The sequence below is a fragment of the Caballeronia sp. SEWSISQ10-4 2 genome (genome assembly GCF_030464885.1).
Classification (GTDB): domain Bacteria; phylum Pseudomonadota; class Gammaproteobacteria; order Burkholderiales; family Burkholderiaceae; genus Caballeronia.
Genome location: NZ_JALPRJ010000036.1, coordinates 69597 through 94599 on the forward strand (window position 1 = coordinate 69597; position 25003 = coordinate 94599).

At 58.8% G+C, this 25003-nt stretch carries 24 protein-coding genes and 1 pseudogene; 17 read left to right on the top strand and 8 right to left on the bottom strand.

From position 1 onward, the window contains the following. Positions 1–45 precede the first annotated feature (45 nt). The gene (locus M0D69_RS23835) at positions 46–2082 is read left to right on the top strand and encodes an NADH:flavin oxidoreductase (RefSeq protein ID WP_301784341.1); all 2037 of its coding nucleotides are present in this window, start codon (positions 46–48) and stop codon (positions 2080–2082) included. Here the strand turns inward: M0D69_RS23835 and M0D69_RS23840 are convergent. The 3 genes and pseudogenes from M0D69_RS23840 to M0D69_RS23850 all read right to left on the bottom strand — a co-directional run. After that, the gene (locus tag M0D69_RS23840) at positions 2069–2887 is read right to left on the bottom strand and encodes a cytochrome c oxidase assembly protein (protein ID WP_367619751.1); all 819 of its coding nucleotides are present in this window, start codon (positions 2885–2887) and stop codon (positions 2069–2071) included. The genes M0D69_RS23835 and M0D69_RS23840 overlap by 14 nt on opposite strands. Before the next feature lie 220 nt (positions 2888–3107). Further along, on the bottom strand, positions 3108–4022 hold the full coding sequence (locus tag M0D69_RS23845) for a DMT family transporter (RefSeq protein WP_301784343.1): 915 nt from the start codon (positions 4020–4022) through the stop codon (positions 3108–3110). A gap of 200 nt (positions 4023–4222) precedes the next feature. Continuing rightward, positions 4223–4682 (bottom strand): annotated as a pseudogene (locus tag M0D69_RS23850) (ISNCY family transposase); the annotation flags it as partial. 403 nt (positions 4683–5085) lie between these two features. On the opposite strand from M0D69_RS23850, the gene M0D69_RS23855 reads away from it, so the two are divergent. The 16 genes from M0D69_RS23855 to lhpH all read left to right on the top strand — a co-directional run bounded on the left by M0D69_RS23855 (position 5086) and on the right by lhpH (position 19115). Continuing rightward, positions 5086–5907, top strand: a complete 822-nt coding sequence (locus M0D69_RS23855; RefSeq protein WP_301784344.1) for a transporter substrate-binding domain-containing protein — start codon at positions 5086–5088, stop codon at positions 5905–5907. Between the two features lie 47 nt (positions 5908–5954). Further along, positions 5955–6617, top strand: coding sequence for an amino acid ABC transporter permease (locus M0D69_RS23860; RefSeq protein ID WP_301784345.1), 663 nt, complete (start codon positions 5955–5957; stop codon positions 6615–6617). A gap of 3 nt (positions 6618–6620) precedes the next feature. Then, positions 6621–7277, top strand: coding sequence for an amino acid ABC transporter permease (locus M0D69_RS23865; RefSeq protein WP_301784346.1), 657 nt, complete (start codon positions 6621–6623; stop codon positions 7275–7277). Next, complete coding sequence (locus M0D69_RS23870) at positions 7274–8002, top strand: amino acid ABC transporter ATP-binding protein (protein WP_301784347.1); 729 nt, start codon at positions 7274–7276, stop codon at positions 8000–8002. Before M0D69_RS23865 ends, M0D69_RS23870 begins: the two co-directional genes overlap by 4 nt. Before the next feature lie 51 nt (positions 8003–8053). Next, positions 8054–8857, top strand: a complete 804-nt coding sequence (locus M0D69_RS23875) for an SDR family NAD(P)-dependent oxidoreductase (RefSeq protein WP_301784348.1) — start codon at positions 8054–8056, stop codon at positions 8855–8857. Positions 8858–9083: 226 nt separating this feature from the next. Beyond that, positions 9084–9554, top strand: a complete 471-nt coding sequence (locus M0D69_RS23880; RefSeq protein WP_301784364.1) for a flavin reductase family protein — start codon at positions 9084–9086, stop codon at positions 9552–9554. Positions 9555–9656: 102 nt separating this feature from the next. Beyond that, positions 9657–10757 (top strand): LLM class flavin-dependent oxidoreductase, encoded by a 1101-nt coding sequence (locus M0D69_RS23885; protein ID WP_301784349.1) that lies wholly within the window; start codon positions 9657–9659, stop codon positions 10755–10757. A 71-nt stretch (positions 10758–10828) separates the two neighbouring features. Beyond that, the gene (locus tag M0D69_RS23890; RefSeq protein ID WP_301784350.1) at positions 10829–11593 is read left to right on the top strand and encodes an SDR family NAD(P)-dependent oxidoreductase; all 765 of its coding nucleotides are present in this window, start codon (positions 10829–10831) and stop codon (positions 11591–11593) included. 79 nt (positions 11594–11672) lie between these two features. Continuing rightward, positions 11673–12095: a RidA family protein gene (locus M0D69_RS23895; RefSeq protein WP_301784351.1), complete on the top strand. Its 423-nt coding sequence runs from the start codon at positions 11673–11675 to the stop codon at positions 12093–12095. 89 nt (positions 12096–12184) lie between these two features. After that, the gene (locus M0D69_RS23900; RefSeq protein WP_301784352.1) at positions 12185–13093 is read left to right on the top strand and encodes an SMP-30/gluconolactonase/LRE family protein; all 909 of its coding nucleotides are present in this window, start codon (positions 12185–12187) and stop codon (positions 13091–13093) included. Between the two features lie 34 nt (positions 13094–13127). Further along, the gene (locus M0D69_RS23905; protein WP_301784353.1) at positions 13128–13922 is read left to right on the top strand and encodes a GntR family transcriptional regulator; all 795 of its coding nucleotides are present in this window, start codon (positions 13128–13130) and stop codon (positions 13920–13922) included. Positions 13923–14062: 140 nt separating this feature from the next. Continuing rightward, positions 14063–14263, top strand: a complete 201-nt coding sequence (locus M0D69_RS43845) for a GAF domain-containing protein (protein ID WP_367619752.1) — start codon at positions 14063–14065, stop codon at positions 14261–14263. Positions 14264–14411: 148 nt separating this feature from the next. Next, positions 14412–15308 (top strand): LysR substrate-binding domain-containing protein, encoded by an 897-nt coding sequence (locus tag M0D69_RS23910; RefSeq protein WP_301784354.1) that lies wholly within the window; start codon positions 14412–14414, stop codon positions 15306–15308. A 170-nt stretch (positions 15309–15478) separates the two neighbouring features. After that, complete coding sequence (locus M0D69_RS23915; protein WP_301784365.1) at positions 15479–16783, top strand: MFS transporter; 1305 nt, start codon at positions 15479–15481, stop codon at positions 16781–16783. Between the two features lie 4 nt (positions 16784–16787). Further along, positions 16788–18050, top strand: coding sequence for an amidohydrolase family protein (locus tag M0D69_RS23920; RefSeq protein WP_301784355.1), 1263 nt, complete (start codon positions 16788–16790; stop codon positions 18048–18050). A 57-nt stretch (positions 18051–18107) separates the two neighbouring features. Further along, entirely contained in the window at positions 18108–19115 is a 1008-nt protein-coding gene (gene lhpH, locus M0D69_RS23925; RefSeq protein ID WP_301784356.1) for a trans-3-hydroxy-L-proline dehydratase, read from the top strand. Positions 19116–19424: 309 nt separating this feature from the next. On the opposite strand, the gene M0D69_RS23930 is transcribed toward lhpH, so the two are convergent. The 5 genes from M0D69_RS23930 to M0D69_RS23950 form a co-directional block, all read right to left on the bottom strand. Further along, entirely contained in the window at positions 19425–20360 is a 936-nt protein-coding gene (locus tag M0D69_RS23930) for a 3-hydroxyacyl-CoA dehydrogenase NAD-binding domain-containing protein (RefSeq protein ID WP_301784357.1), read from the bottom strand. 27 nt (positions 20361–20387) lie between these two features. Beyond that, a complete protein-coding gene (locus M0D69_RS23935) occupies positions 20388–21593 on the bottom strand; it encodes an acyl-CoA dehydrogenase family protein (protein ID WP_301784358.1) in 1206 nt (401 codons plus the stop codon). A gap of 23 nt (positions 21594–21616) precedes the next feature. Continuing rightward, on the bottom strand, positions 21617–22372 hold the full coding sequence (locus M0D69_RS23940) for an acetoacetate decarboxylase (protein WP_301784359.1): 756 nt from the start codon (positions 22370–22372) through the stop codon (positions 21617–21619). Positions 22373–22458: 86 nt separating this feature from the next. Next, positions 22459–23688, bottom strand: coding sequence for a CaiB/BaiF CoA-transferase family protein (locus M0D69_RS23945; RefSeq protein WP_301784360.1), 1230 nt, complete (start codon positions 23686–23688; stop codon positions 22459–22461). A 92-nt stretch (positions 23689–23780) separates the two neighbouring features. Further along, complete coding sequence (locus M0D69_RS23950) at positions 23781–24584, bottom strand: enoyl-CoA hydratase/isomerase family protein (RefSeq protein WP_301784361.1); 804 nt, start codon at positions 24582–24584, stop codon at positions 23781–23783. Positions 24585–25003: the final 419 nt, after the last annotated feature.

Sequence of the window (25003 nt, forward strand, 5' to 3'; positions counted from 1 at the left end):
GCCATAGAACCGCGCATGTCCCTAACAACGTCTGAAGGCACCGTCATGACGAATGATCCGCTTCTGCAACCCTATCGGCTCAAGCACCTGACCTTGCGTAACCGGATCATGACAACATCGCATGAGCCGGCCTACGCAGAAGACGGATTGCCCAAGGAGCGCTATCGGGCGTATCACGTCGAGCGCGCCAAGGCTGGCATTGCGTTGACCATGACGGCTGGATCGGCGGCGGTATCGCGCGATAGTCCACCGGTATTCAATAACGTCCTGGTCTACAAGGATGAGGTCGTGCCCTGGATGAAGGAACTGGTCGACGAATGCCATGAGCACGGCGCGGCCGTGATGATTCAATTGACCCATCTAGGCAGGCGCACTCGCTGGGACAAAGGCGACTGGTTGCCTGCGATTTCACCGTCGCATAATCGCGAACCGTCCCACCGGGCCTTTCCCAAGAAGCTCGAAGACTGGGACATCGAGCGCATCATCCGGGACTATGCAGACGCGGCGGAACGAATGATGGCTGCCGGGCTCGATGGACTCGAGCTCGAGGCCTACGGTCATTTGATGGACCAGTTCTGGTCGCCTTTGACCAACACGCTGGACGCACCGTATGGCGGTTCCATCGATAACCGTCTTCGATTCACGTTCGAGGTACTCACGGCAATTCGCAAGCGCGTGGGCCCGGATTTTCTGGTCGGCGTGCGATACACAGCCGACGAGATGATCGAAGGCGGCTTGACGAAACAGGATGGTCTGCAGATTTCGCGCAAGCTAAAGGAAAGCGGCCTGGTGGATTTTCTCAACGTGATTCGCGGTCATCTGGATACGGATGCGGGACTCACCGACGTCATTCCGATTCAGGGCATGAAGAGTTCGCCGCATCTGGATTTTGCCGGGGAGATTCGCGAAGCAACCGCTTTCCCGACCTTCCATGCAGCCCGAATTTCCGATGTCCCTACCGCAAGGCACGCGATCGCCTCGGGAAAAATCGACATGGTGGGCATGACTCGCGCCCATATGACGGACCCGCATATCGTCCGGAAAATCATCGAAGGACGCGAGGACGATATTCGTCCGTGCGTCGGGGCGAATTACTGTCTTGACCGCATTTATCAGGGCGGCGCCGCTTTCTGTATTCACAACGCGGCGACGGGGCGTGAACTCACCATGCCCCACCATATTGCGCGTGCCGACATCCGGCGAAAGGTGGTGATCATCGGGGCAGGGCCGGCAGGACTCGAAGCCGCTCGCGTGGCCGGTGAGCGTGGGCATGATGTGGTCGTCCATGAAGCGGCGCATTATCCCGGAGGTCAGATCCGTCTGACCGCGCAAAGCCCGCGACGCAAGGAGATGATCGGCATCATCGACTGGCGCATGGCTCAGTGCGAGCGTTATGGCGTGCAGTTCAAATTCGACTCGTGGGCCGAATCCGATGCCGTTCTTGCGGAGAACCCAGACGTTGTGATCGTTGCGACCGGCGGCCTGCCGCACACGGACGTACTGAGCGCGGGTAACGATCTTGTCGTGTCGGCATGGGACATTATTTCAGGCGATGTCAAACCCGGATCGAACGTCCTGCTCTTCGATGACGCCGGTGACCATTCCGCCCTTCAGGCAGCAGAGGTGATCGCCCAAGCCGGTGGCAAGCTCGAGATCATGACGCCGGACAGGTCCTTCTCGCCTGAAGTGATGAGCATGAACCTGGTGCCATACATGCGCTCGCTACAGAAGCTCGATGTCACGTTCACGGTTACCTATCGGCTGGAGGCGGTTTATCGGGAGGGGAGTGAATTGGTGGCGGTGGTGGGAAGCGACTACGGCGGCATTCGCAAAGAGCAACGATATGACCAGGTCGTGGTGAATCACGGCACCATCCCCATGGATGACCTCTATTTCGACCTGAAGCCGCTATCGAGCAACCTGGGCGCCGTCGACTACGACCAGCTCATTGACGGCAAGGTACAGACGCGCAGTTCAAATGCCGAGGGTAAGTTTCAACTATTCAGAATTGGCGATGCTGTCTCGGCTCGCAATACGCACGCGGCTATCTACGATGCGCTGCGGCTGGTTAAAGATCTCTGAGGACCGGCTTCGCCCCGCGTTTCACGGGCCTTGATTTTGGCGGCACTCGCGCGGGGAGTTCGGACAGGCGCATCAGGTGGCGCAAGGCCATCATTGCGCCAATGGCTTCAAGTACACCGGCCGGCACCCACATGATCAGGCCGCCCAGGCTCTGGTCGAGCGTCGGCGGAACCGATGTGAACGCGCGGCCGCAAAGCGTAAAAACCGGATACAGGTCGTGCGACGAGAACGTGATGATCGCGCCGACCAGGATCTGTGGCGTCATCGTGATGACCGGCGACAGAACCCGCAAGCCCGGCCGGGTACGGCTTGGCGGATGGGGCCGATGATCGAGCAGCATCCACCAATACAGCAGGCCGCTCACCGCGACCGACCAGTTCATGAAGGTATAGATACGCCAGTCCAGCATCGCAACGAACTGTACGGATGGAATCAGCCAGAAGACAACCGAGATGACGAAGGCCGCGGAGATGAAGGCGGGGTTGAGCACGACGGCGGCTACGATGCGCACTGGCCGGCGATGCTGCCAACGTCGCAGCGCACTGCGCCATCGCAACGGCAGGCCGGCTCGAAGCGCGCTACCTGGATAGGCGGACATCAGGATCAGCGGAGCCAGATGGTGCAGCACCAGATGCTGTAGCCGATGTACAAAGAACTCATGCTCGGCGTAATAGTCGAGCCTTGTGTGAAGCGCTATGTAGAAGAACGCAAGGCCGACCCAAAACGCTATACGTCGGGCAACGCTGATATGAACACGCCGCGACCCTCGCGCAAACAGCACCGCTGCAACAACGAAAACTGCCACGAGCCCGAAAGAAGGCTCCCATGGGGCGAGCAGGTTTAGCAGAGACATGGCAGGTTAGAGAGGGTGAGGGAGGCTTGACGCGTGCGCGTCCTCGCCTCGGCGACTCGCATGTTAGCAGTTGGCTGGACGGATTGCTGGCGGGTAAAGCGAGGCTTTGCGGGCCCGCGGCAATCGCATGTTTTACGATTGGCTTCCTTGCGACGGTTTGCCGCAATCCTGCTCAGGGCGCTAACACCACCACCCCGATGCTTGCGCACACCACGAGAAACATGCCGGCTAACTGCATCGCGGTCATCGGCTGACGCAGCACGATGAAGCCGGCGAGCGCGCCGATCGCCGGCTCGACGCTCATCAGAATGCCAAACGAGGAGGCCGGCATATGCCGTAGCGCGATCATCTCGAGCGCGTACGGCAGTAAGGGCACAAGCAGCGCAAGACCGGCGGTCGCAGCCACCTGAGCGAGCGGTATGTGGCCACCGCTTTGCAGCAAGCCGAAGGGCATGGCGGCGATGGCTGCCGCGATCAGCGAGACAGACAAACCTTCAAGCCCGCTGAACATCGCGCCCGTCTTTTTCATCAGCACGATGTAGACGCCCCAGCCCGTTGCCGCGCCAAATGCTAGCAGGACGCCGAGCGGCTCCCCGACCCAACCCGCTCGATCCCGCGAAAGCAGTAGCACGCCCGCTAAGGCGAGCAGCGGCCAGATCAGAGCCCGCATGCGGCGCACGCCGATGGTGGCGACCGTGAGCGGCCCGAGAAAGTCGATAGCCACCGCCAGTCCCAATGGGATGCGCTGGATAGCGACGAAGAAGCATAGGGTCATGCCAGCCATCGCGACACCCAGTGAACCTGCTGCAAACCAGTGCGAGCGCGAGTAGGTGTGAATCTTCGGACGGACGATCAGAGCGAGCACGATCGCCGCCCAGGAGAGTCGGATCCACGTCGTGCTGAACGAGCCAAAGGTGTTCATTGTCGGCGCGGAAAGCGCCGCGCCGAACTGCACGCTTGACATCGACAATACGCATAACAGCGCCGCGTTTCCTGCCGTGCGGGCGGGCTTACGTCCGGCCGGCGAGGGGCTGGATCGCGGCGCAGAGCCAGAAGGCGGGGCCTCGGCCAGTGTCGTCTGTTTCATCGGGTCTCCTCGTGTCTTGTCTCGCGCAAAAGCCTGCCGTCAACTTACAAAACACCGACATTGCTTGAGTTTTTTAAGAACGGACATTCTGACGGGGAAGAACGTTGTTTGACATGTACAGAGTGGAGGTAGCTACCAACACAGTTGTCTTGACCTCCGGGCGCTGCCGGTGCGGGTGCCGCGACCGCTGTTGACTGGCCGTGCTCGCAGCCGTCGATCTGCACGAGTTCACCCAGGCACGAGCGTCGCGAGCGCGGCTGGTAAATCTTCGGCGGGCGCTGTCGGCGAGGCGTCCATAAGCCGGCATCGATCATCAACCGCCTGACGGTCTCCTTGGCCAGCTTCAAGTTTGACACTCGCGCAGTTTCTCGCACGCGAGCGTCGGACCGAAATCGGCGTAGCGGTCTCGGATCAAAATCAGCGCCCGGTACGCCGTTGCCTCATCGAGCTTTCGATTGCCCGGACGTCCTCGGGCAGCCGACCCAACGCCGGTCGCGCCAGCTTGTTTGTATCGAAGCACCAAGCGCTCGACCTGGCGCACCGCCCGGTGCAAACGCTCGGCACCAGCCCAGTCTTGGGCATCCTGTCCACGACAGCTTGAATCACTTTAAGACGGTCGAGTTCGCGCATGTTCAACGTCACCAGTTCGGTTGGCTGCATGGCGAGCTCCCATCGTTGGATCGGAAGCCCCCAGCATCGCACCAGCACCAAAACACGAGCGTTGCTCAATGCGCTATGAACATAACCTGCTCCATTGCCCGCCTTGGTAGGGTTTTTGTTCAGTTGACAATTGTAGATAATCTACTTAATTTAGTGTCACTGCACGACTTCTCCGACGTCCCTGAAATGGGGAAGTTGACAGGCGTCGGGTTTGTCGAAGATGCGAACCGAGCGTTCGCCAGGGGATCGCATTGCGTTTACCGGGTGCAGATAGCCGACGGTTGGTGGCGGCAAAGTAGCAAGCAAGGGAGCGCAGTATCGGGCACGCGCTTCACCTCCCGGGATCAATCCAGTGAACAGTACCGCGAAGAATCGCGGCCTGCTTTTTAGCAAAGGACAGGACATGTCAAAAGTTAATGTGTTGGTACGCGCCATGATGGCGGTCGCCCTTGCGGCGGCCATGATACCGAGCTACGGATCAACGCTCGATTCTGTCATCCAGTCGAAGAAGCTGCGCTGCGGTGTCATGCTGGATTCGCCGCCTGCCGGTTTCCGGACGCCGGATAACAAGCCGGACGGCTTTGATGTGGCGTATTGTCAGGATATGGCACAGGCGCTCGGCGCACAGGCGGAGATCGTCGACACGCCATCTCCCGACCGTATTCCCGCGCTGGTGTCGAATCGAATTGACGTCCTGGTGGCCTCAACGACGAACACAGCACAACGCGGAATTTCTGTGGCGTTCAGTCAACCGTATATCAACTACCTTACCGTTGTGCTTACCCGAAAAGGCACGAACATCCAGTCGTCCGGCAGTATGAAGGGACATCCGCTAGGAGGCGTCAACGGCACGTCAACGGAGCAGTTCATCAATAAGTCCATTGCACAGTGGAAGGATCCAAAGACGACCTATACGGGTTTCGGCTCGGATACCGAAGCATATCTCGCCCTTCAGCAAGGGAAAGTCGACGCAATCCTGGTGTCGGCGTCCACCGCCAACCTGCTGGTCAAGAGTGGCAAATTCCCGGCGTTCGTCATTGGCGCGACAGCCGACCTGGCCGATATGGACTCGATTGCGGTAAAGCGGGACGATTACCAGTTCCTGCAGTGGGTGAAGCTGTTCATCTGGAATCAGGTCTCATCGGGCAGGTATAAGGAGCTTTATAACAAGTACATTGCGCCCGGCGAGCCGGCGCCGCTCAGCCTCAAGAGTGTCGATTACTGAGCTAGCGATACAAACGCCATCAGGATCACGCCTTATTGGGAGTACATGTGTTTGGCTATACCTTTTACTGGTCTCTAGTGTGGGATGCATGGCCCCAACTGATGGCCGGGGCGTGGCTGACGATCGAGATCACGTGTCTCTCAGTGCTGTTTGGAACATTGCTGGCAATGCCGTTGTCGATCGTAAGACAAAATGCACGGGGAGTCGCCCGCGCGTTTTCAGCGTCATGGATCGAGGTGGCGAGAAATACGCCGACGCTGTTTCAGGTGTACATGATGTACTTCGGTGCCGGTGCGCTCGGCATCAACATCTCGAGCTTCTCTTCGGTGCTCATCGCACTGACATTCAACAACGCGGGCTACCTCGCAGAGATTTTTCGCGGGGGCCTGACCGCTGTTCCTCCTCAGCAGCTAAGGGCGGCCCGGTCACTGGGCATGAGTCAGTGGCAGGCATACCGGACCGTGATATTTCCGCAGGTTTTCCGGCACGTGATCCTGCCATTCACCAACCAGGCGGTATGGGCACTGTTGAATTCGTCACTGGGGATGCTCATCGGCCTGAGGGAACTGAGCGGTGCCGCCAATGCGGCCCAATCGGTGTCGTTCCGCAGCTTCGAATTTTTCATCGTGACTGCGGCAATCTATTACGTGCTTGCGAAAGCCACCGAGTTCGGATTAAGGCTTGTGTTTCGTCGTGCGTTGAGGACATAACATATGCAGTTTGTATTAATCGACCAAGGCTTTCATTGGAGCGACGCGCAGTTCCTACTCGTCGGAGCGGTCCATACCCTGATGGTTTCCATTCTTGCGGGGGCAATCGGGACGATCGGAGGAATCCTGCTTGGATGGCTTCGACACGCATCGTCAGGTATCCGAATCGTCACGGCGCCATACGTCGATATCACGCGCAGCGTTCCGCTGATCATCCAGCTGATTCTCGTCAACAGTGCGCTTTCGATGTCGGGAACCGGCTTCAGCACTTTCTGGTTGAGCATCATTGTCCTGAGCTCGTCCATGACCGTGGTTACGTCCGAAGTGGTCCGGGGCGCGCTGTCAACGGTGCCCTACGCCTATATCCGTGCGGCACGCTCGTTGGGCATCGGGTATTTTCAGACACTCATCCATATCTCTGCGCCGCTGGCGTTTCGCACGGGTCTCAGTGCGTGGATCGGGCTTCTGCTTGGCTTGACGAGAGATACCGCGCTCGTGAGCGTCGTCGGATACGTGGAGTTCATGAAATCGGCACAGATTCTCATATCCCGTACCAACGAGACCCTGCCGCTTCTGCTCGGCGTCGGGCTGTTCTATTTCGCGATCTGTTATCCCGTCTCGCGCTACAGCGCTCATTTGCAAAAAGGCCTCGCATCATGATCGAAATCCGTTCGGTCCACAAGAAGTTCGGAGACGTCGAAATCCTCAAAGGGATTGATCTGGACGTGAATAAAGGGGAACTGCTGTGCTTGCTGGGGGCCAGCGGGTCCGGGAAGTCGACACTGCTCCAGTGTATCAACGGGCTTGAGCCGATTCAGGGTGGATCCATCCTTGTCGATGGTATCGACGTTCACGCAAGAGACACCAACGTGAACAAGTTAAGGCAGAAGCTTGGGATCGTATTTCAGCAATACAACGCTTTTCCGCACCTCACCGCTCTCGAAAATGTCGCACTCGCGCTCCGGCTGGTTGCAAAACATAACCGTATCGATGCCAGCGTGATTGCGAAGAAGCACTTGGCGCATGTGGGTCTCGGCGACAAGGAGAACCTGTTCCCGTCCCGCTTGTCGGGTGGCCAGCAGCAACGTCTCGCTATTGCCCGCGCGCTTGCCATGGAACCTAGCTACATGCTGTTCGATGAGGTCACCTCGGCACTCGATCCTGAGCTGGTGGGAGAGGTACTCGACACGATGCGCCTGCTGAAATCGGAGGGCATGACGATGGTCGTAGTGACGCACGACATTTCATTCGCGCGCCAGTCGGGAGACCGCGTCGCCTTCCTCCATTCGGGGCGGGTTTGCGAAATCGGGACGGTGGCGGAGGTTCTTGAGAATCCTCGCGACGAGAGAACGCAGCGTTTCCTTCAGCGGGAATACAGAGCCTGAGCAGAGCCTGAAAGACAGTCAATAAATCGTAGCGGTTGGCGCGCCGGTTGCGTGCTCGCCGAGCAACATCCACTTGAACAAGCAAGGACTCCCATGATTTCGTTTGACCTCAAAAATCGCGCAGCACTGGTTACCGGCGCGGCGTCGGGTATCGGCCTGGAAACCGCAAAGCTTCTCGCGCGCTCCGGGGCCGCGCTGGCGGTCAACTTCCTTCCAGGTGATCCGCGTGGTCCGGAAGCCGTGAAGGCCATCCTGGCGGCCGGAGGCACCGCGATTGAGGCCCCTGGTGACGTTGGCAATGCGGATAGCGTCGAGGCGATGGTCAAAAAGGCCGTCGAGGAGCTGGGACGTCTTGATCTGCTGGTCAATAACGCGGGGGTACCGGGACTCACGAAGCCGATTCCGGTCACTGATCTCGACTCTATCAGCGAGGATCTCTGGTCGTTCATCATGAACACCAATCTGATGAGCGTGTTTCGGTGCTCAAAATTCGCTGCCGCAGCGCTGACGGAGGCGAAAGGCGCGATCGTGAACACGGCATCGATCGCAGGCTTCGGGTCAGTGAGCAGCAGTATCTGTTACAGCGCGTCGAAGGCTGGAGTGATCAATCTCACCAAAAACCTTTCCCGTGCACTCGCTCCGGACGTTCGCGTGAATGCCGTGGCGCCGGGCGTGGTGGAAAGCTCATGGGGGATAGGCTGGACGGAAGAGCATAGAAGTGAATCAATCGAAAAGACGCCTCTGAAGCGCTGGGCAACACCGGGCGACGTGGCGGAAACCATCGCCTACCTGGGATTCGGTGCGCGGATGATGACCGGTCAGACGGTGATTATCGACGGCGGTATTACCCTCTGATATTCAAAGCGCTTGCCGGGCCACCGGCATTGGCCGTTGCGTTAGCAGGGCGGCGGGAGGTGGCTGCGTAGGTAGATAAAGGGCTTGCCCATAGGTCTGAAGGTATTGGTGAACCAGGAAATTTCATTTGACGGATTGTAGATAATCTGCAATATTTAGGCATGTTCACACTCTATCGAGACAGGCCATGAGTACCGTCGATCTTCACAGCGACTTCCGTCAATGCATGCGCAGGCTGGCTGCGAGCGTCAGCGTGATCAGTTGCGCACGCGAAGGAGTTTGGTTTGGGATGGCCGCCACTGCCGTCACATCCTTGTCGGTCGAACCATGCTCGATGGTCATATGCATGAATGCATCTTCGTCCGTGATTGGGCCGCTGCTGGCTGAGGGTCGGTTCTACGTCAACGTGCTGAAGCAATCCCATGTGGAAGTCTCGAGCGCGTTCGGAGGAAAGTTCAAGGGCGAGCAGAGGTTCTGTGCGGGCAACTGGGAACGCGACGAGAAGGGGATTCCCTACCTGACCGATGCGCAGGCCAATCTGCGATGCCGTGTCGGACACACGGTCCAGTACGGCACACACGTGGTCGTGATCGGCGAGGTTGAAGAGGTCCGGTTCGCGGAAGAGGTCAGTCCCCTCATCTACCAAAATGGAGCGTATGCCGCTACGGCGGCGCTTCCTGCGTTAGCGAATGTGTGATGGGTTCTGCATCGGCGCCTTCCCACGGCTGGTTGTCTTAAGCGGTGCGCGAAGGCTGCTGAACAGTAGCTGTATTGATTGGAACGTAATCTGGAGAATTTGATGGAATTAGGAATTTTCAGTCTCATGACGCTGCGTGATCACCCCGAGGGAGCCGCTGGTGTGATGGGCGACACCAAGGCGATGGTCCAGGCGGCCGAAAATCTGGGCTTCGATATTGCATGGTTTGCGGAGCACCACTTCTGCAATTACTCGATGTGTGCGTCGCCGTTAATGATGGCTTCGTACGCATCGGGTTGGACGAAGCGCATCAAGCTCGGCACCGGGGTCATCGTACTGCCGCTGTACAACCCGGTGCGTGTTGCCCAGGAAATTGCGCTGCTTGATATCCAGTCGGAAGGGCGCGCCGTGATCGGTATGGGTACGGGTTACCAGCAGTTCGAATTCGAGCGTTTTCGCCTGCCCATCGAAGAAAAGATCGAGATGTTCCTTGAATACTGGAACGTCGTTGAAAGCGTGCTGCTCCACGGGGAGGTCGAGTTCGAGGGTAAGTACATCAAGGTGCCGAAATCGACGTTCGCGGTCAGGACGCTGCAAAACCCGATGCCTCCGGTGTACGTGACAACGAGCCAGGTTCCGTTGCTCAAGCGTATCCAGCACAGCAACGCTACGCCGTTTCTCGCGGCCAGTACGCTCGGATCGCAGGTCCTGTACAAGATGGTCGATCAGCTCGAGGAGAACTGGCAATCAATCGGTGTCGATCCCAAAACGAAACCCCTCGCGATCATGCAGTACGTGCATGTCACCGACAGTCGTGCGGAGGCCCTCGAGGCAGGTGAGCGGGCGCGCTATGTTGGGCGCATGGCTCACCACCTCCGATTTAACGACCTTCCCATGGATGGCAGCTTCATCCGTGACGAGCCGTTCAAAGGGGAGCAGACGATCGAGCAATACGCGGCTAATACGGTCGTCGGCGATGTTGAAGAAGTGGCCGCGCGGATCGTCAAGGACCTGCGCCGGCTGAATCCGACGCACTATGCGTGCAATTTTCAGTTCGGATGCATGCCGCTCAACCGGGCACGACGTTCGATGGAGCGGTTCGTCTCTGAAGTCCTGCCGCTGGTGGAAAAGGAAATGGGTCCGATCGGAAATGTCGGGCGGGAACGGCTTGCCGGTCAGGCAATCACCGAGGCTCGCTGTTGAGCGTGTTGATGTCGGCGTAGGCCGATGCCGGCGTTGCACGCGCCGTTGTAAATGGTAGAGGAGCAATCGTGATGAAATTTGCACAGTACCCCAGCCTAGAGAATCGCCACGTGCTGGTCACCGGCGGCGGCAGCGGAATTGGCGCCTCGCACGTCGAGCAGTTCTACCGTCAGGGTGCCCGGGTTGTCTTTATCGAGCGTGACGAAGCGGCGGCGCGTTCGCTTCTCGACAAGCTGGACGAGCAGGGGCGCACGAAGCCCGTTTTCCTCCACGCAGACCTGCGCAACATAGAAGTCATCCGGGCTGTTATCGCGGACCACTGCGCGGCGTATGGCGATATTGATGTGCTGGTCAACAACGCGGCGCATGATGAACGGCATGAACTGGACAGTGTTTCGGTCGAGTACTGGGACGAGCGCATTGCGCTGAACCTGAGGCATCTGTTCTTCTGCACGCAGTCGGTCGTGGCTGGCATGGTTCGACGTGGAGGAGGATCCGTCATCAATGTCGGCTCCTTCAGCTGGCGGGTGGGGCTCGGCGGAATGCCGATCTATACTGCGGCCAAAGCCGGCATCGAGGGATTGACCCGCGGTCTGGCGCGTGACCTCGGCCAGCAGGGAATCCGGGTCAACACGCTTGTACCGGGCTGGGTCATGACGAAGCGGCAGCTCGAACTGTGGGTAACGGAAGAAGGCAAGGCCGAGATCCAGCGCCGCCAGTGTCTCAAGGAACTGGTCATGCCGGACGACGTCGCACGCATGGCGCTCTGGTTGGCATCGGATGACAGTCGCATGTGCACCTCACAGAGCTTCGTGGTGGACGGCGGCTGGAGCTGACATGGTGTTGTCGACTCCCTTGATTTCGTTGAAATAGTTCGTAATTCTAATCATTTTGTGAAATAAGGAAAAGAGAGAGATGGCGCAGATTACCAAAGTCAAATCGGGCAGCATTCTTGAAGACCGTGAAAGCTACTCGAGAGTGGTCGCAGTGGACAATTGGATCTTCATGTCGCTGACCGCCGGGCGGGACTACAAGACGCGCAAGATGCCGGAGACAGCAGTGGGGCAGGCCGAGCAGGCTTTCAGGAATGTGGAGGGTGCACTGGCCTCTGTGGGTGCAACGCTTGGGGACGTGGTGCGCTCCCGCGTGTTTATCCCTCGTCAGTCTGACGTGGCTGACGTGATGGGTTTCATCGGCGAGCGTTTCCGGGGTATCGATCCGGCAAGCTGCGTTACCTGCTCGCCACTGGGCGGCCCGGAATATCTGTTCGAGATCGAAATCACAGCGTACCGGGGCGCGAGTGAACAGGAACAGAAGCGGCTGACCATCTCGCTCTGACCATAAGGGCGATGGGAGCACGACATGCGGATCTTGACAGTTCTGCGTCACCAACACGGGTGCATGGTCGTTGAAAAGAAGGAGGCACAGTGAGTTATTTTGAAGTGCACGATCCTCGGTTTTCCGAATTCCTGATTCCTATCTGTAGTCTCGAGAAACTTCATACTGGCATGCGCTGGGCGGAGGGGCCAGTGTATGTCGCGGACGGGCGCTATCTTCTCTTCAGCGACATACCGAATAACCGCATGCTCCGATGGGAAGAAGAATCCGGAAACGTCAGCGTGTTTCGGTTCCCGTCAAACTACAGCAATGGTAATACACGCGACCGGTCGGGGCGCTTGATAACCTGCGAACACGGCGGCCGACGCGTCACACGTACCGAGCCGGACGGCAAGATCACGGTACTGGCGGATCGTTATGAAGGCAGCAGGCTGAATTCGCCCAATGATGTAGCGGTCAAATCTGATGGAACCATTTGGTTCACTGACCCGACGTATGGGATTTTGACGGACTACGAAGGCTACAAGGCGCACAGCGAGATAGGACGTTGCAATGTCTATTGCTTAGACCCACGGTCCGGTCAGCTTGCGATCGTATGCGACGACTTCGATAAGCCGAACGGCCTGGCTTTTTCGCCAGATGAAAAGTTGCTGTATGTGGCAGATTCAGGCCGTACGCACGATCCACATGCACCTCACCACATCCGGGTGTTTGAGGTCGAGGGCAGCGGTACGTTGAAGGGCGGCGGTGTGTTCGCCGAAATCGAACCGGGTGTGCCAGACGGCTTGCGAGTTGACGTCCACGGCAACGTCTGGGTGGCCGCAGAGGACGGCGTGCATTGTTACTCGCCTGACGGTCTACTGCTCGGCAAGATCAGGACGCCAGAAACGGTGGCAAATCTGACCTTTGGCGGCCCGCGGCGAAATCGCTTGTTTATTACCGCCAGCACGTCACTGTACGCGGTATTTCTCAATACGGCGGGTGTCCAGACACCCTGAACCCAGCGACAAAGGGATGCTTCGCCGACGCCTGATGCCCGTCATTTTCGGGTTGCTCAGACTACCGTACAATGTCGATTATCAACATTTTTCAAGGCGACTTTCGGTGACTCTGAGAACAAAGACGCAGGCAGGAGTTCTCGCGCCCAAGCTGGCGATCGACAGCGTCGAGTATGCTGCCATGCAGATCCGCGACGCGATCGTTTCCGGGCGATTTGCGCCCGGGACGCGCCTGATCGAGGCTCGACTGACCGATCAACTGAACGTTTCCCGCCATCCGGTGCGGGAGGCATTGAAGCGTTTGAGCCGGGAAGGGTTTGTCGAGGTACGGCCAAACCGGGGCGCCGTTGTGGCAGAGATCAATCCGGAAAACATCCTTGAGGTGTATGCGCTCCGGTCCGCATTGGGGACAATCGCCCTTCGTGCGCTCGCGGCAAATCCGGAACTGTTGACCGGTACCGTGCTCCGTGACGTGGAGAGATTGGCTCGCAACGCGCTGCGGTTTGCGAAGGAGCCGGACCAGAATGCCTCGATCAACAATCACCTGGAGTTCCAGGATGCAATCGTCAAGGCGAGCCACCTTGAGAAGACGGCGCGCTACTTTGAAGAGTTGACGGCTGAAGTTGTACGCTTCAATAACCTGCTGAACATGTCTTATACGGATCGTGAAAAAGATGCGGTCGAGCGCATTGATGCCTTGGCCAAAGCACTGAAACAACACGATTTTGATCACGCGGAGCAGATATGGAAACAGTCGTTCACCTTGGCGGCCGAGCGGTTCCTTGCGCGAGTGACTGACAGCGAGCGCGAAGCTGCGAAGCGCGTCTGACGCGGACGGCCGGAACTCGATGCAACTGTTAGACGGGGACATTTTAAGGCGCTGCGCGGATTTGTCACGCTGACGAGGCGGTCGCGTAGGGTTTCGCGATGAAGAAACCAAAATTGCTTTCTCGCGGTCATTGCTTCTGAGTGCCGCAAGCCCGTCCGGGTCGACTTCAGCTGTTCAGATGCGAAAGCGTACTCAATATGCCAATTCGCTGGGATGGTCGAACCGTCGGGACCTTGAATTTGCTTCACAACAGGGGTTGGTATCAGAACGTTGATTTGCCAAGCGTGGCGTCCTTTGCACAACTACTACTTCCCGGATTACTTCAACAGGAATTGGTATGAGATGCCGCCATTACTTTCCATTTCCGATGCTGACCAGCGGGGTGCGAGAACACGGTCGAGGCGAGGTGGATTTGGCAGGCGGCATAAGGCCTTCGGCTTTCAGTGCATACTTCCGCTACTCCACGCGCCTGGCTAAGGACTACCATTCATGGCACTAGCCCCACTGCCGCCACTCGGCTGCCTGCTTGCATTCGAAGCAAGCGCGCGACACCTGAGTTTCACTCGTGCTGGCAAAGAGTTGCATCTGTCGCCGAGTGCGGTCAGTCGCCAGATTTCCCAACTGGAAGAATTCCTCGGGCGGCGTCTTTTTTCACGTGAACACAACGCCCTGCGCCTGACGCCCGCCGGCGAAACATATGCGATAGACGTGCGAAGCATTCTCGAGCTTTGCAGCAGCGCCACGTCGAATATGATGGCGCGGGTCGTCAAGTCGCGGCTGACCATTTCCTGCACGGCCGGGCTTTCAGCATTGTGGCTCGCGCCCCGGCTCGACTCCTTTATCGAAGCCAATCCTGACATCGATCTGCGGATCATCGTGCGGGACCATTTCGGCGTTGTCTCTCCCGCGGAGTACGACGTGGGCGTCTTCTATCTGCGCACGGCGGACGTGCCCGGCACCCACACGCAGAAGCTGTTCGATGAGCAGGTCTATGCCGTCTGCTCGCCCGACTATCTGGACGGCACGCTCCTCGAACCGGCGCAATTGCTGTCGCACACGCTGCTCGTGCTTGAAGATGCCGAACGCAACTGGATGTCGTGGCATAGCTGGTTCGAACGCGTAGGTGTGACGCGGACCAATCCCACCTCGACGATCATCGTGAACAGTTATCCGTTGATCACCGAACTCGCGGCGCACGGCAAAGGCATCGCGCTCGGTTGGAGCAAGGTCATCGACCTGCTGCTCGAGAATGGCACGCTCGTCAAAGCGTCGGCAGCTTCAGCCACGATGGGCGGCGCCTACTATCTGACACGCCCGCTGGAACGCGCGGAAAGTGTGCCCGCACGACGCTTCCGTGAATGGGCCATCGCGCAGCAGACGCCGTGAGCGAAGCACGTTGAAGGCAAACCTTCCGTTGTCATGCGTTTGCAAATATCGCAAACGCGAATGCGAAATTAGCGTTTCCCTCTCCCCATGTCAAAAATTACATTCAAGGGGTGCGCAGACCGCGAACGTTCGCTTTATGCAAAAACAACGGAAAGGAAACAGTCATGGCAATGGACATACGCAGCGGTGTCACGGGAGCGGCGCCCGCGACTTCTCCCGCCGCTACGCGACGTCACGCGATCTTCGCAACAGTGATTGGCAGCGGCCTCGAGTGGTTCGATTTCTCAGGGTATGCATTCTTTGCGGCCATCATCGGCAAGCTGTTTTTTCCGGCCGGCAACGAAACGACTTCACTGCTGCTTGCGCTGGCCACATTCGGTGTTGGCTTCGTGATGCGGCCGTTGGGCGGCATTCTATTCGGGATCTATGCCGACCGCGCCGGCCGAAAGCGCGCTTTGTCGCTTGCAATGCTGCTCATGGCGTTGGGTTCCGCAATCATTGCGTTCGCACCGACGTACGAATCCATCGGTCTTCTTGCTCCGTGCCTGATCGTGCTCGCTCGCTTGCTGCAAGGTATTTCCGCGGGCGGTGAAATGGGGGGTGCGACGGCCTTCCTGACTGAGCACGCGCCGCAGGATCGCCGAGCCACTTATTCGAGCTGGATCCAGACCAGTGTCGGCTTTGCCGTCGTGATTGGCAGTCTTGTCGGCACGCTGATCGTGTCGGCCCTGCCGGCAGATGCCGTGCTGCGGTGGGGTTGGCGAATTCCATTCATTGTGGGCATGTTGATCGCACCTGTGGGCTACTACATCCGGCTGAAGATCGACGAGACACCCGAGTTCGTTACACAGAAGAAACACGCCGAAACACCTTTGCGCGAAGTGATACGCGTCTACCCACGCCAGGTGTTATCGAGTCTGATGATGGTAGTGCTATGGACAGTTTGCACCTACGTCATTCTCTTTTACATGCCGACCTATGCGACGCGCTATCTCGGGCTAAGCCAAAAACAGGGATTCGTGTCGGGTGTGGTGAGCGGGGTGGTCCTGATGGTCATGGCGCCGATCGTCGGCGCGTTCTCCGACCGCGTGGGCAAGCGCCGCGTATTGTCGGTGGCGGCCGTCCTGATTCTTGTCTTCAGTTATCCTCTATTCTCATACCTCAACGCTTCTCGCAGTTTCTCGACGCTTCTGGTGTTCCAGGTGATCTTCGGCGTATTGATCGCCGGTTATACGGGTCCAATTCTCGCGCTCTTCGTCGAGATGTTTCCAAGCCGCGTGCGTACCACCGGCCTGTCACTCGCCTATAACGGCGCGGTCACGATCTTTGGCGGCTTCGCCTCATTCATCATCACCTGGCTGACCAAGGTTACGGGTAATGCAGAGTCCGCCGCGTATTACATCGTTTTCGCGGCTGCCGTCAGCCTGGTCGGCACCTTGTTGATGAAACCCTATCAATCCCGAGCGGAATCGTAATTTCATGAGCACTTTCGTACTTGAACGAATCAATGTCTTCGACCCCGCCAGCGGCACGCGCCTCGAAGGCGTCGACGTCTGCGTGAGCGACGGCGTCATTGCTTCGATCGGCACAGTGCCGCCGTCGGTGTCTCCCGACGTCCGGTACACGTTACCGGGACACACGCTGCTGCCCGGCTTTATCGATTTGCATGTGCATGTAGTCGCCTCCAAAACCAACCTCGGCGCCAATGCGGTGATGCCGAACTTTCTCGCCGCGCTGCGTACTGTGCCGATTGTGCGCGGCATGCTCAACCGCGGTTTTACAACGGTGCGCGATGCGGGCGGCGCGGACTTCGGCATGTGCGAGGCGATCAATACCGGCGTCCTCCTGGGGCCGCGCATCCTCTCCTCGGGCAAGGCACTATCGCAAACGGGGGGGCATGGCGACTTCCGTCCGCGCAGTGACCAGTTGATGAGTGACGCTTGCGGCTGCCTGGGCCGTCAGGGCGCGATTGCACGTGTCGTAGACGGCGAAGACGCAATCCGGCTCGCCGTGCGTGAAGAGATCCTCAAGGGTGCTACGCAAATCAAGGTCATGGCGTCCGGTGGCGTAGCGTCGCCGAACGATTCCATCACTAACACCCAGTACTCGGAGGCGGAACTTCGCGCCGCGGTAGAGGAAGCCGAGGCGGCGGGCACTTACGTCATGGCGCATGCTTACACACCGCGGGCGATCCGCCGCGCGATCGAATGCGGCGTGCGTTGCATCGAGCACGGTAATCTGGTGGATGAGGCGACCGCACGCATGATGGTCGAACGCAACGTTTACATGGTGCCGACGCTTGCTACGCTGGACCATCTGCTCTCGCACGGACCTGCGCTCGGCTTTCCGCCCGAGTCGCTGGAAAAGATCGATGCGGCCCGGTCTGTCGGTCGCGAAGCACTGAGGTTGCTGGCACGCGTCGGCGTCAAGGCGGGTTTCGGCTCCGACATGCTCGGCGAACTGCATGTGCACCAGTCCGACGAGTTCGTGGCGCGCGCGCAGATAGTCGGGAATCTGGAGGCGATCCGTTCCGCCACGTCGGTAGCAGCAGAGATCATCGGCGAAGCCGGCGTGCGAGGCACGGTTAGCGTGGGCGCGAAGGCCGATCTGGTCGTCGTGGCAGGTGACCCGGTTGCGGATCTGTCGCTTTTGCTCGGTCAGGGCGAGCACATCCCGATGGTGATCAAGGCAGGGGTCTGCGTCAAGCACGCTGGACAATTGCTTGAGCCCGTCGCAGCATAATGCACGTCGCATGGCGTCCGGAGTGGCGCGCAGGCATCACGTAGAGGATATAAAGATATGCAGGTCGGTCGCACAATCAGTACCGTCGAAGTCCATACCGGCGGTGAGCCGTTCCGGATCGTCACCTCGGGCCTTCCCCGCCTGCAGGGCAACTCGATCGTGGAGCGCCGTGCCTGGGTACGCGAACATGCGGACAATATTCGCCAGGCCCTGATGTTCGAACCCCGCGGACACGCGGACATGTACGGGGGCTATCTCACGCCGCCCGTTTCACCCACGGCTGATTTCGGTGTCATTTTTCTGCATAACGAAGGATATAGCGACCACTGCGGGCATGGCGTGATCGCACTGGCAACGGCTGCGGTGGAACTCGGCTGGGTGCAGCGCGAATCACCCGAGACGCGTGTCGGCATCGACGCACCGTGTGGTTTTATCGAAGCATTCGTCAAGTGGGATGGCATGCACGCCAATGGTGTGCGATTCATTAACGTGCCATCGTTCATTTACAGGCGCGACGTGAGCGTCGAGACGCCAACCTACGGGACAGTGACAGGCGACATTGCATTCGGGGGTGCGTTCTATTTCTACACAGACGGCGCACCGCATGGCCTCGCTATTCGCGAGTCGTCGGTGGACGTGCTCAAGAAATTCGGCGCGGAGGTGAAGATTGCCGCCAATCGGGCGTTTCCGCTCGTGCACCCGCACATTCCGGAAATCAACCATATCTACGGCACGATCATTCACGGCGCGCCAAGATTTCCCGAATCGACTCAGGCGAACTGTTGCATTTTCGCGGACCGGGAAGTAGACCGTTCTCCGACGGGTTCGGGCACCGCAGGCCGCGTGGCGCAACTGTATCTGCGTGGCGAGATCAGGCAAGACGACGTACTCGTGAATGAATCGATCATCGGCACGGTGTTTCGTGCGCGTGTTGTCGGTGAAACGCAACTCGGCGAGTTCCCCGCCGTGATCCCCGAGATCGAAGGCTCAGCCCATGTTTGTGGATTCGCGAACTGGATCATCGACGAGCGGGATCCGCTCAAGTATGGATTCCTCGTACGTTGAGCGGCGCTCAGCGTGTTCGCGTGCCTCCTTCACACGACAGGACTCGCCCTCGATCACCACGACTTCTGCACGATGTTCCAGGCAGGGAAGAAGGCGCCGAATAGCGCGAACGAGGGCGCGCCTCGCGCGGCGCACCCGTTCAACGTACTCAAGGCCGGGGATATTACGAGTGTGTGTTGTTGCTTCATGCTCGTGCTGTCCCACTGGTTTCGAGAACGGCTTCGCCAGTTGCCGTCGTTACCAATGCGGGGCACAAGGCAAGCCATCGCTTTGCCCGAGCAAAACGGCCCGGCAAGACGCACTACGACATCAGATCTCGTCTCGACGAAGGGACAGGAGGCCTAGCAGGATCTCATCGCGATGCGCGGCAAGTTCGTGCGTGGATCGGGATTGAGTCTGTTCGTGCACCCCTCGGATGATGGTTGCACGAACTTCAGGGGTCAGCTCGGGCGTGCCGAGCACGTGCCACCATGCGCTCATGGGTCCAGTGAACTGCTCGAAGAAATGTTCGATGCCGCCGTCGCCTCCGCCCAGGTGAAAAAGCAGACTAGGCCCCATGCCTCCCCAGCGCAGACCCGGACCCCAGGAAACGGCCGTATCCGCGTCGGCCACGCTGACCACGCCTTCCGAGATCAGATAAACCATTTCACGGTAGAGCGCGGCTTGCAGCCGATTGGCGACGTGCCCCGGCACCTCCTTGTGCAGCCGGACTGTGCGCTTGCCCAGGCCGCTATAGAAAGCCGCGACGCGTTCGATCGTCTCTTCCGATGTTCTGGCGCCGCCGACGATTTCCACAAGCGGTATCAGATGGGGCGGATTGAACGGATGTCCGATTACGCACCGCTCGGGGTGGTGCTCGCAAGCCGACTGGATTTCGCTCATGGTCAGGCCTGAAGAGCTCGACGCGATGATCGTGCTGGGCGGCAGGATGTCGTCGAGATGCCTGTAGAGGTTTTTTTTGAAATCGAGCCGCTCGGGCCCATTCTCCTGGACAAAGTCGCTGCCGGCCACCGCGTCGTCGAGATTCGCCGTGAACTCCAGTCTCGAGCGCGAGGCTCCTGGCGCCAGTCCTAACCTTTCCAATGCGGGCCATGCCGCTTCAATGAATGCCTCGAGCTTCGGTTTGGCATTCGGCGCAATGTCCGTAGCGACGACATCCAGACCTTTGGCAAGGAACAGCGCGGCCCAGCTCGCACCAATTACGCCGGTGCCGATGATGGCGATGCGATTGATGTTATTGCTCATTCTAATCATCCTTCGAGTGGGGTGTGTTCAGGCGAAGGCGCTGAAGCCGGTTACTGCCTTGCCGACGATCAGGGAGTTCATTTCCCGTGTGCCTTCGTACGAATAGAGCGCTTCCGCGTCGACAAAGAAGCGAGCGATGTTGTAGTCGAGCACGATGCCGTTGCCGCCGAATATTTCCCGCGCCCAGGCAACGGTCTCGCGCATACGGGTCGTGCAGAATGCCTTGGCCAGTGAAGCATGCTGGTCCAGCAGCTTGCCCTGATCCTGCAATTGGGCAAGCCGTACGACCATGCATTGGGACGCTGTGATGTTGCCGAGCATTTTCGCGAGGAGGTCCTGCACCATCTGGAACGACGCGATCGGTTTGCCGAACTGCTCGCGTGTCTGCGCGTAGCGCAGCGCATGTTCGTAAGCGCCCATGCTGCAGCCGACGGATTCCCATGCGACGTATTGACGGGTAAGCCGAAGGACCCGCGCCGTATCGCGAAAGGACAGATCCCCCTGGAGGCGGTTCTCTTCGGGCACGCAGCAATTGTCGAGCGTGATCACGCCGTTCTGCACCACTCGCAGTGCGATCTTGTTCTTGATCTTTTCGACTGAAAAACCCGGAGTTGTTTTGTTCTCGACGATGAAACCTTTGACCTGATTGTCATCGACATCGCGTGCCCAGATGATCGACAGGTCGCACCATGGAGAATTTCCAATCCACCGCTTTTGGCCATTCAGGATCCACGTATTGCCTTCCCGCTTGGCGGTGGTCAGCAAGCCCCCGCCGGCACCCGATCCCACCAGCGGTTCGGTCAATCCGAAGCAGCCGATTTTTTCCATTCGCACCATCGGCGGCAGCCATTTCTGCTTCTGCTCTTCCGAACCGCCGAGATAGATCGATCCCATCGCCAGCCCGCTATGGACCCCATAGAAGGTAGCGATGGACGAGTCGACGCGCGCCAGTTCCATGGCGATAAATCCATCGAGGAGCGTACTGCCGCCAGGGCAGCCATATCCTTCGAAGCCGACGCCGACGATATTGAGATCGCGGATGCCAGGGATGAGCTCGAACGGGAAAGCGTCTTCGGCCCAAAACTTGTTGATCACGGGAGCGACGCGGCTCTCCATAAAGGCACGCACCCGCTTTAGCAGGGCCCTCTCGGCATCGCTCAGAATCTCGTGAAGCAGATAGAAGTCGCTGTCGGGGGCCGGAAGCGGGTGGTTTGGCTTTGAGCTGGCAGTCATGGCGAGTTCCATTCGAGCGTTGATCAGGATGCGTTTGAGGGGAGGCTCAGATAGTCGTGCACGACTTCTGCGCCACCGATTGTGAGATCGGTCAGGATATGGATCGCCGATAGAACCTCGAGCACCGGCAGCTTTGCGACTGGCGCGAAACAGTGGGGATGCAGCTCGAGGGAAGCAGGCCCGCTCCAGGCGCCTTTTACCGTGACGTCGGTTACGTAATACCTGACCAGTTCGCAGACTCGGGCCGACCCATCGACGTGAGGTAGAACTTTCAGCAGGAAACCAGGTGCCGCGAGCGTTTTCTTGACGGCGGCGAGATCCAGCGGCTCGTACTTGTACGCCATGGTTGCGGTCGCAACGCGTACACCGTTGTAGTCGAGGGTTCCCACCAGCGCGTCGTTGCGGATTTCAAGCTTCGGTTGTGCGAATACTTTCGGAAAGCCCAGCAACTCACGGCCGGACGCGATGCCGGCCCCGCTGTCGAGGTACATGGCATGTGTGAAGCCGCCGGATACACCGTCGAACGACACAGGCACGACTTGACCTGATTCGGTGTATGAGCCGAGGCCGCTTGAATCAGGCATCCTGATGAACTCGTATTTGACGATTGGCTCGGCGGGAAGCAGCGGCGCAGGTACGATGCTGGCCAGAACTTGCGGATCAGTGCGATAGGTAATGATGATGAATTCGCGATCGACAAACCGGAAAGGCGGCTTGGGATAAGCCGGGCTGCTGATCGGCATCGTGTAAGCGCGCGCGCGAATTTCGTCTTCAGTCATGTAAAGCTCCAGGTGAGTGGCTGGGCAATGGCTCGCCAGTGCCTGGCTGCCAAAAGCGTTCGCTCAAATCGTCCAACGCGGTGAGATCAGGCCGAGCCTTCGAAGCGCGCGACCGCGCCGGCGTCGTGAAGGTGTGCGATTTCGTCCCGGGTGAAGCCCATCTCTTGCAGGATCTCTGCGCCGTGTTCCCCAAGTTGCGGCGCAACGCACGGTTTGACCTTCTGTTCCCCCATGATCTGGATCGGATTGCTGACCGTGCGCCTGGTGGGCTTGCCCGGCACGTCGAACGGCACGACGATACCGTTGGCCTCCAACTGCGGATCGTGAATGATCTCTTCGGCAATCTGCACGACGCCGAAAATCACGCGCGCCGCGTTGAGCACTTGTTTCCAGAAGGCAAGCGGCTGGCCGGCGAACAACGGATCGAGAATCTCGACCAATGCGGCTGCGTTATGGGTACGTTGGTCATCGACAAACCGTGGGTCTTCCAGAAGCTCCGGCATACCGATAGCGCGGGCGAAGGCGGGCCAGTCCTTGCGTTGGGCCGCTACCAGCAGAATCCAACGACCGTCGGCTGTCTGGTAAGGATTGAGCAGCGCATTGGGTGGATTCTTTCGGTCGTGCTGGGCGAAGAATCGACCGCCATTCAGACCGCCCTCGACCCACGCTGCTGCGGCCCAGATGCCGTTGGCGATCAGCGAAGTCGACACGTGACTACCTTTGCCAGTCGTGGCGCGCGTATAGAGTGCCGTGACGATTGCGGCATAGAGTGTCGTGGCCGTAGCGTGGTCGCCGATCCCGGGAATGGGAAGTGTCGGTGGGCTGCCAGCGTCGTGGGTGACCTCCATGAGGCCGGAGCGAGCCCAATAGGCCGTGACATCGAAACCCGGTGTGTCAGCCTCAGGCCCCTCGGAACCATAGCCGGTAATGTCCGCGTAGATCAGCTTCGGGTTGAGCGGCGAGAGGGCCTCGTAGGTCACGCCTAAAGCGGCCTTCACACGTGGCGGGAAATTGACGACCACGACATCTGCCCATTGAACGAGGCGCACCAGTACTTCTCTCGCTTCGCTGGATTTCAGGTCGAGGGCAATGCTGCGCTTGTTGCGGTTCGTCAATTGCCAGGCGTAGTTCGTGTCGGCCACTGGATTCGGCGGCATGGCCGAGAAGAACCGGTAGACGTCGCCCATGCCCGGCGGCTCGATCTTGATGACGTCTGCCCCGAAGTCAGCCAGAATCGTCGCTGCCGCAGGGCCGGCAATGTAGCTCGCAAGGTCGAGCACCTTGAGACCTGAAAACACGTGTTGTCCGTCGGTCATGGAAGTGTTCCCGATTCGGGGTTAGATAGTGACTCCATGCTGGCGTGAGCCCGTCTGGATCGTGAGCTAGACTAACTAATAACTGTCAGGTATCAACGCCCCTGAAACCTCGGTGGGCGCTTCTCCAGAAAGGCGGTCGTCCCTTCCTTCTTGTCCTCTGTCGCGGCGCATAGCGCGAAGAGCTTCCCTTCGAGGGCGAGTCCTTCTGGCAAGGCAGCGTTGAGTCCGAGGTTGACGGCATCCATTGCGTAAGCGACGGCCAGTGGCGCGTTGGCGGCAATCTGTGCCAGAATCGCTTCGGCACGGGCTATCAGATTGCCGGCTTCCACGATTTCATCTACCAGACCGATTCGATACGCCTCATCCGCGGACACCATCTCGCCGGTGAGGATGAGTTGCAACGCGACACTCCTGCCAACGAGGCGAGGGAGTCGTTGCGTTCCGCCAAAGCCGGGGATGAGCCCCAGCTTGATCTCAGGCTGGCCGAACTTTGCGCTCGGACTGGCCAGCCGGAAAGTACAGGCGAGTGCGGTTTCACATCCACCACCGAGCGCCAGGCCATTCACTGCGGCGATGACTGGCTTGCCTAGATTTTCGACGAGATTGAGAAGCGCTTGCCCAGCCCGCGTCTGGCGTTCGGCCTCGATCGGCGTCGCGGTGGCTAACTCGGTGATGTCGGCCCCGGCGATGAACGCCCGATTGCCTGCACCGGTGATGATGACGCCGCGAATCTGCGGGTCGTCTTGTGCATCTGAAAACGCTGTGCTTAGTTCTGCAATCGCTTTCCGGTTCAGCGAATTCATTACCTCGGGACGGTTCAACGTCACGTAGGCCGTTGCATTTTTCTTTTCGTAGAGAACGGTGTCGAAGGAGGAAGCAGACAAATTGTTTGACATCAAAACGGACCTTTCGGGTTCGTGAACGTCCAGCGCCTACCCGGTCGGGTGGCGCACGTTAATTTGCGTAGGCGACTAGCATGAAGGTCGTTTGTTCGACTTCCGCTTGTCTTTAAACCATTTCAGGCTGTGAGCGAGCTACCCGCCATCACGAGAAAGTCGGCAGTGAGAGAATCGGCGCGTAGGCGCTTTCTATATCCTGACTTCTCCTTACCCTGGACGTAAGTTCAAATCAACGGCAGCAAGCACACCGGATCTTAAAGTTATCCCGACCTGCCGCATATGTGATAACTCACAACGCAGTTAGCTATTTTTCCAATGCCCGTACGTTTCGACTTGCTAAAAATGGTTGCATCCTTGAACGCATGTCGTTATACAGAAATGTCGGCATTACCGTCATCGCGCAATAAGCGCATGGT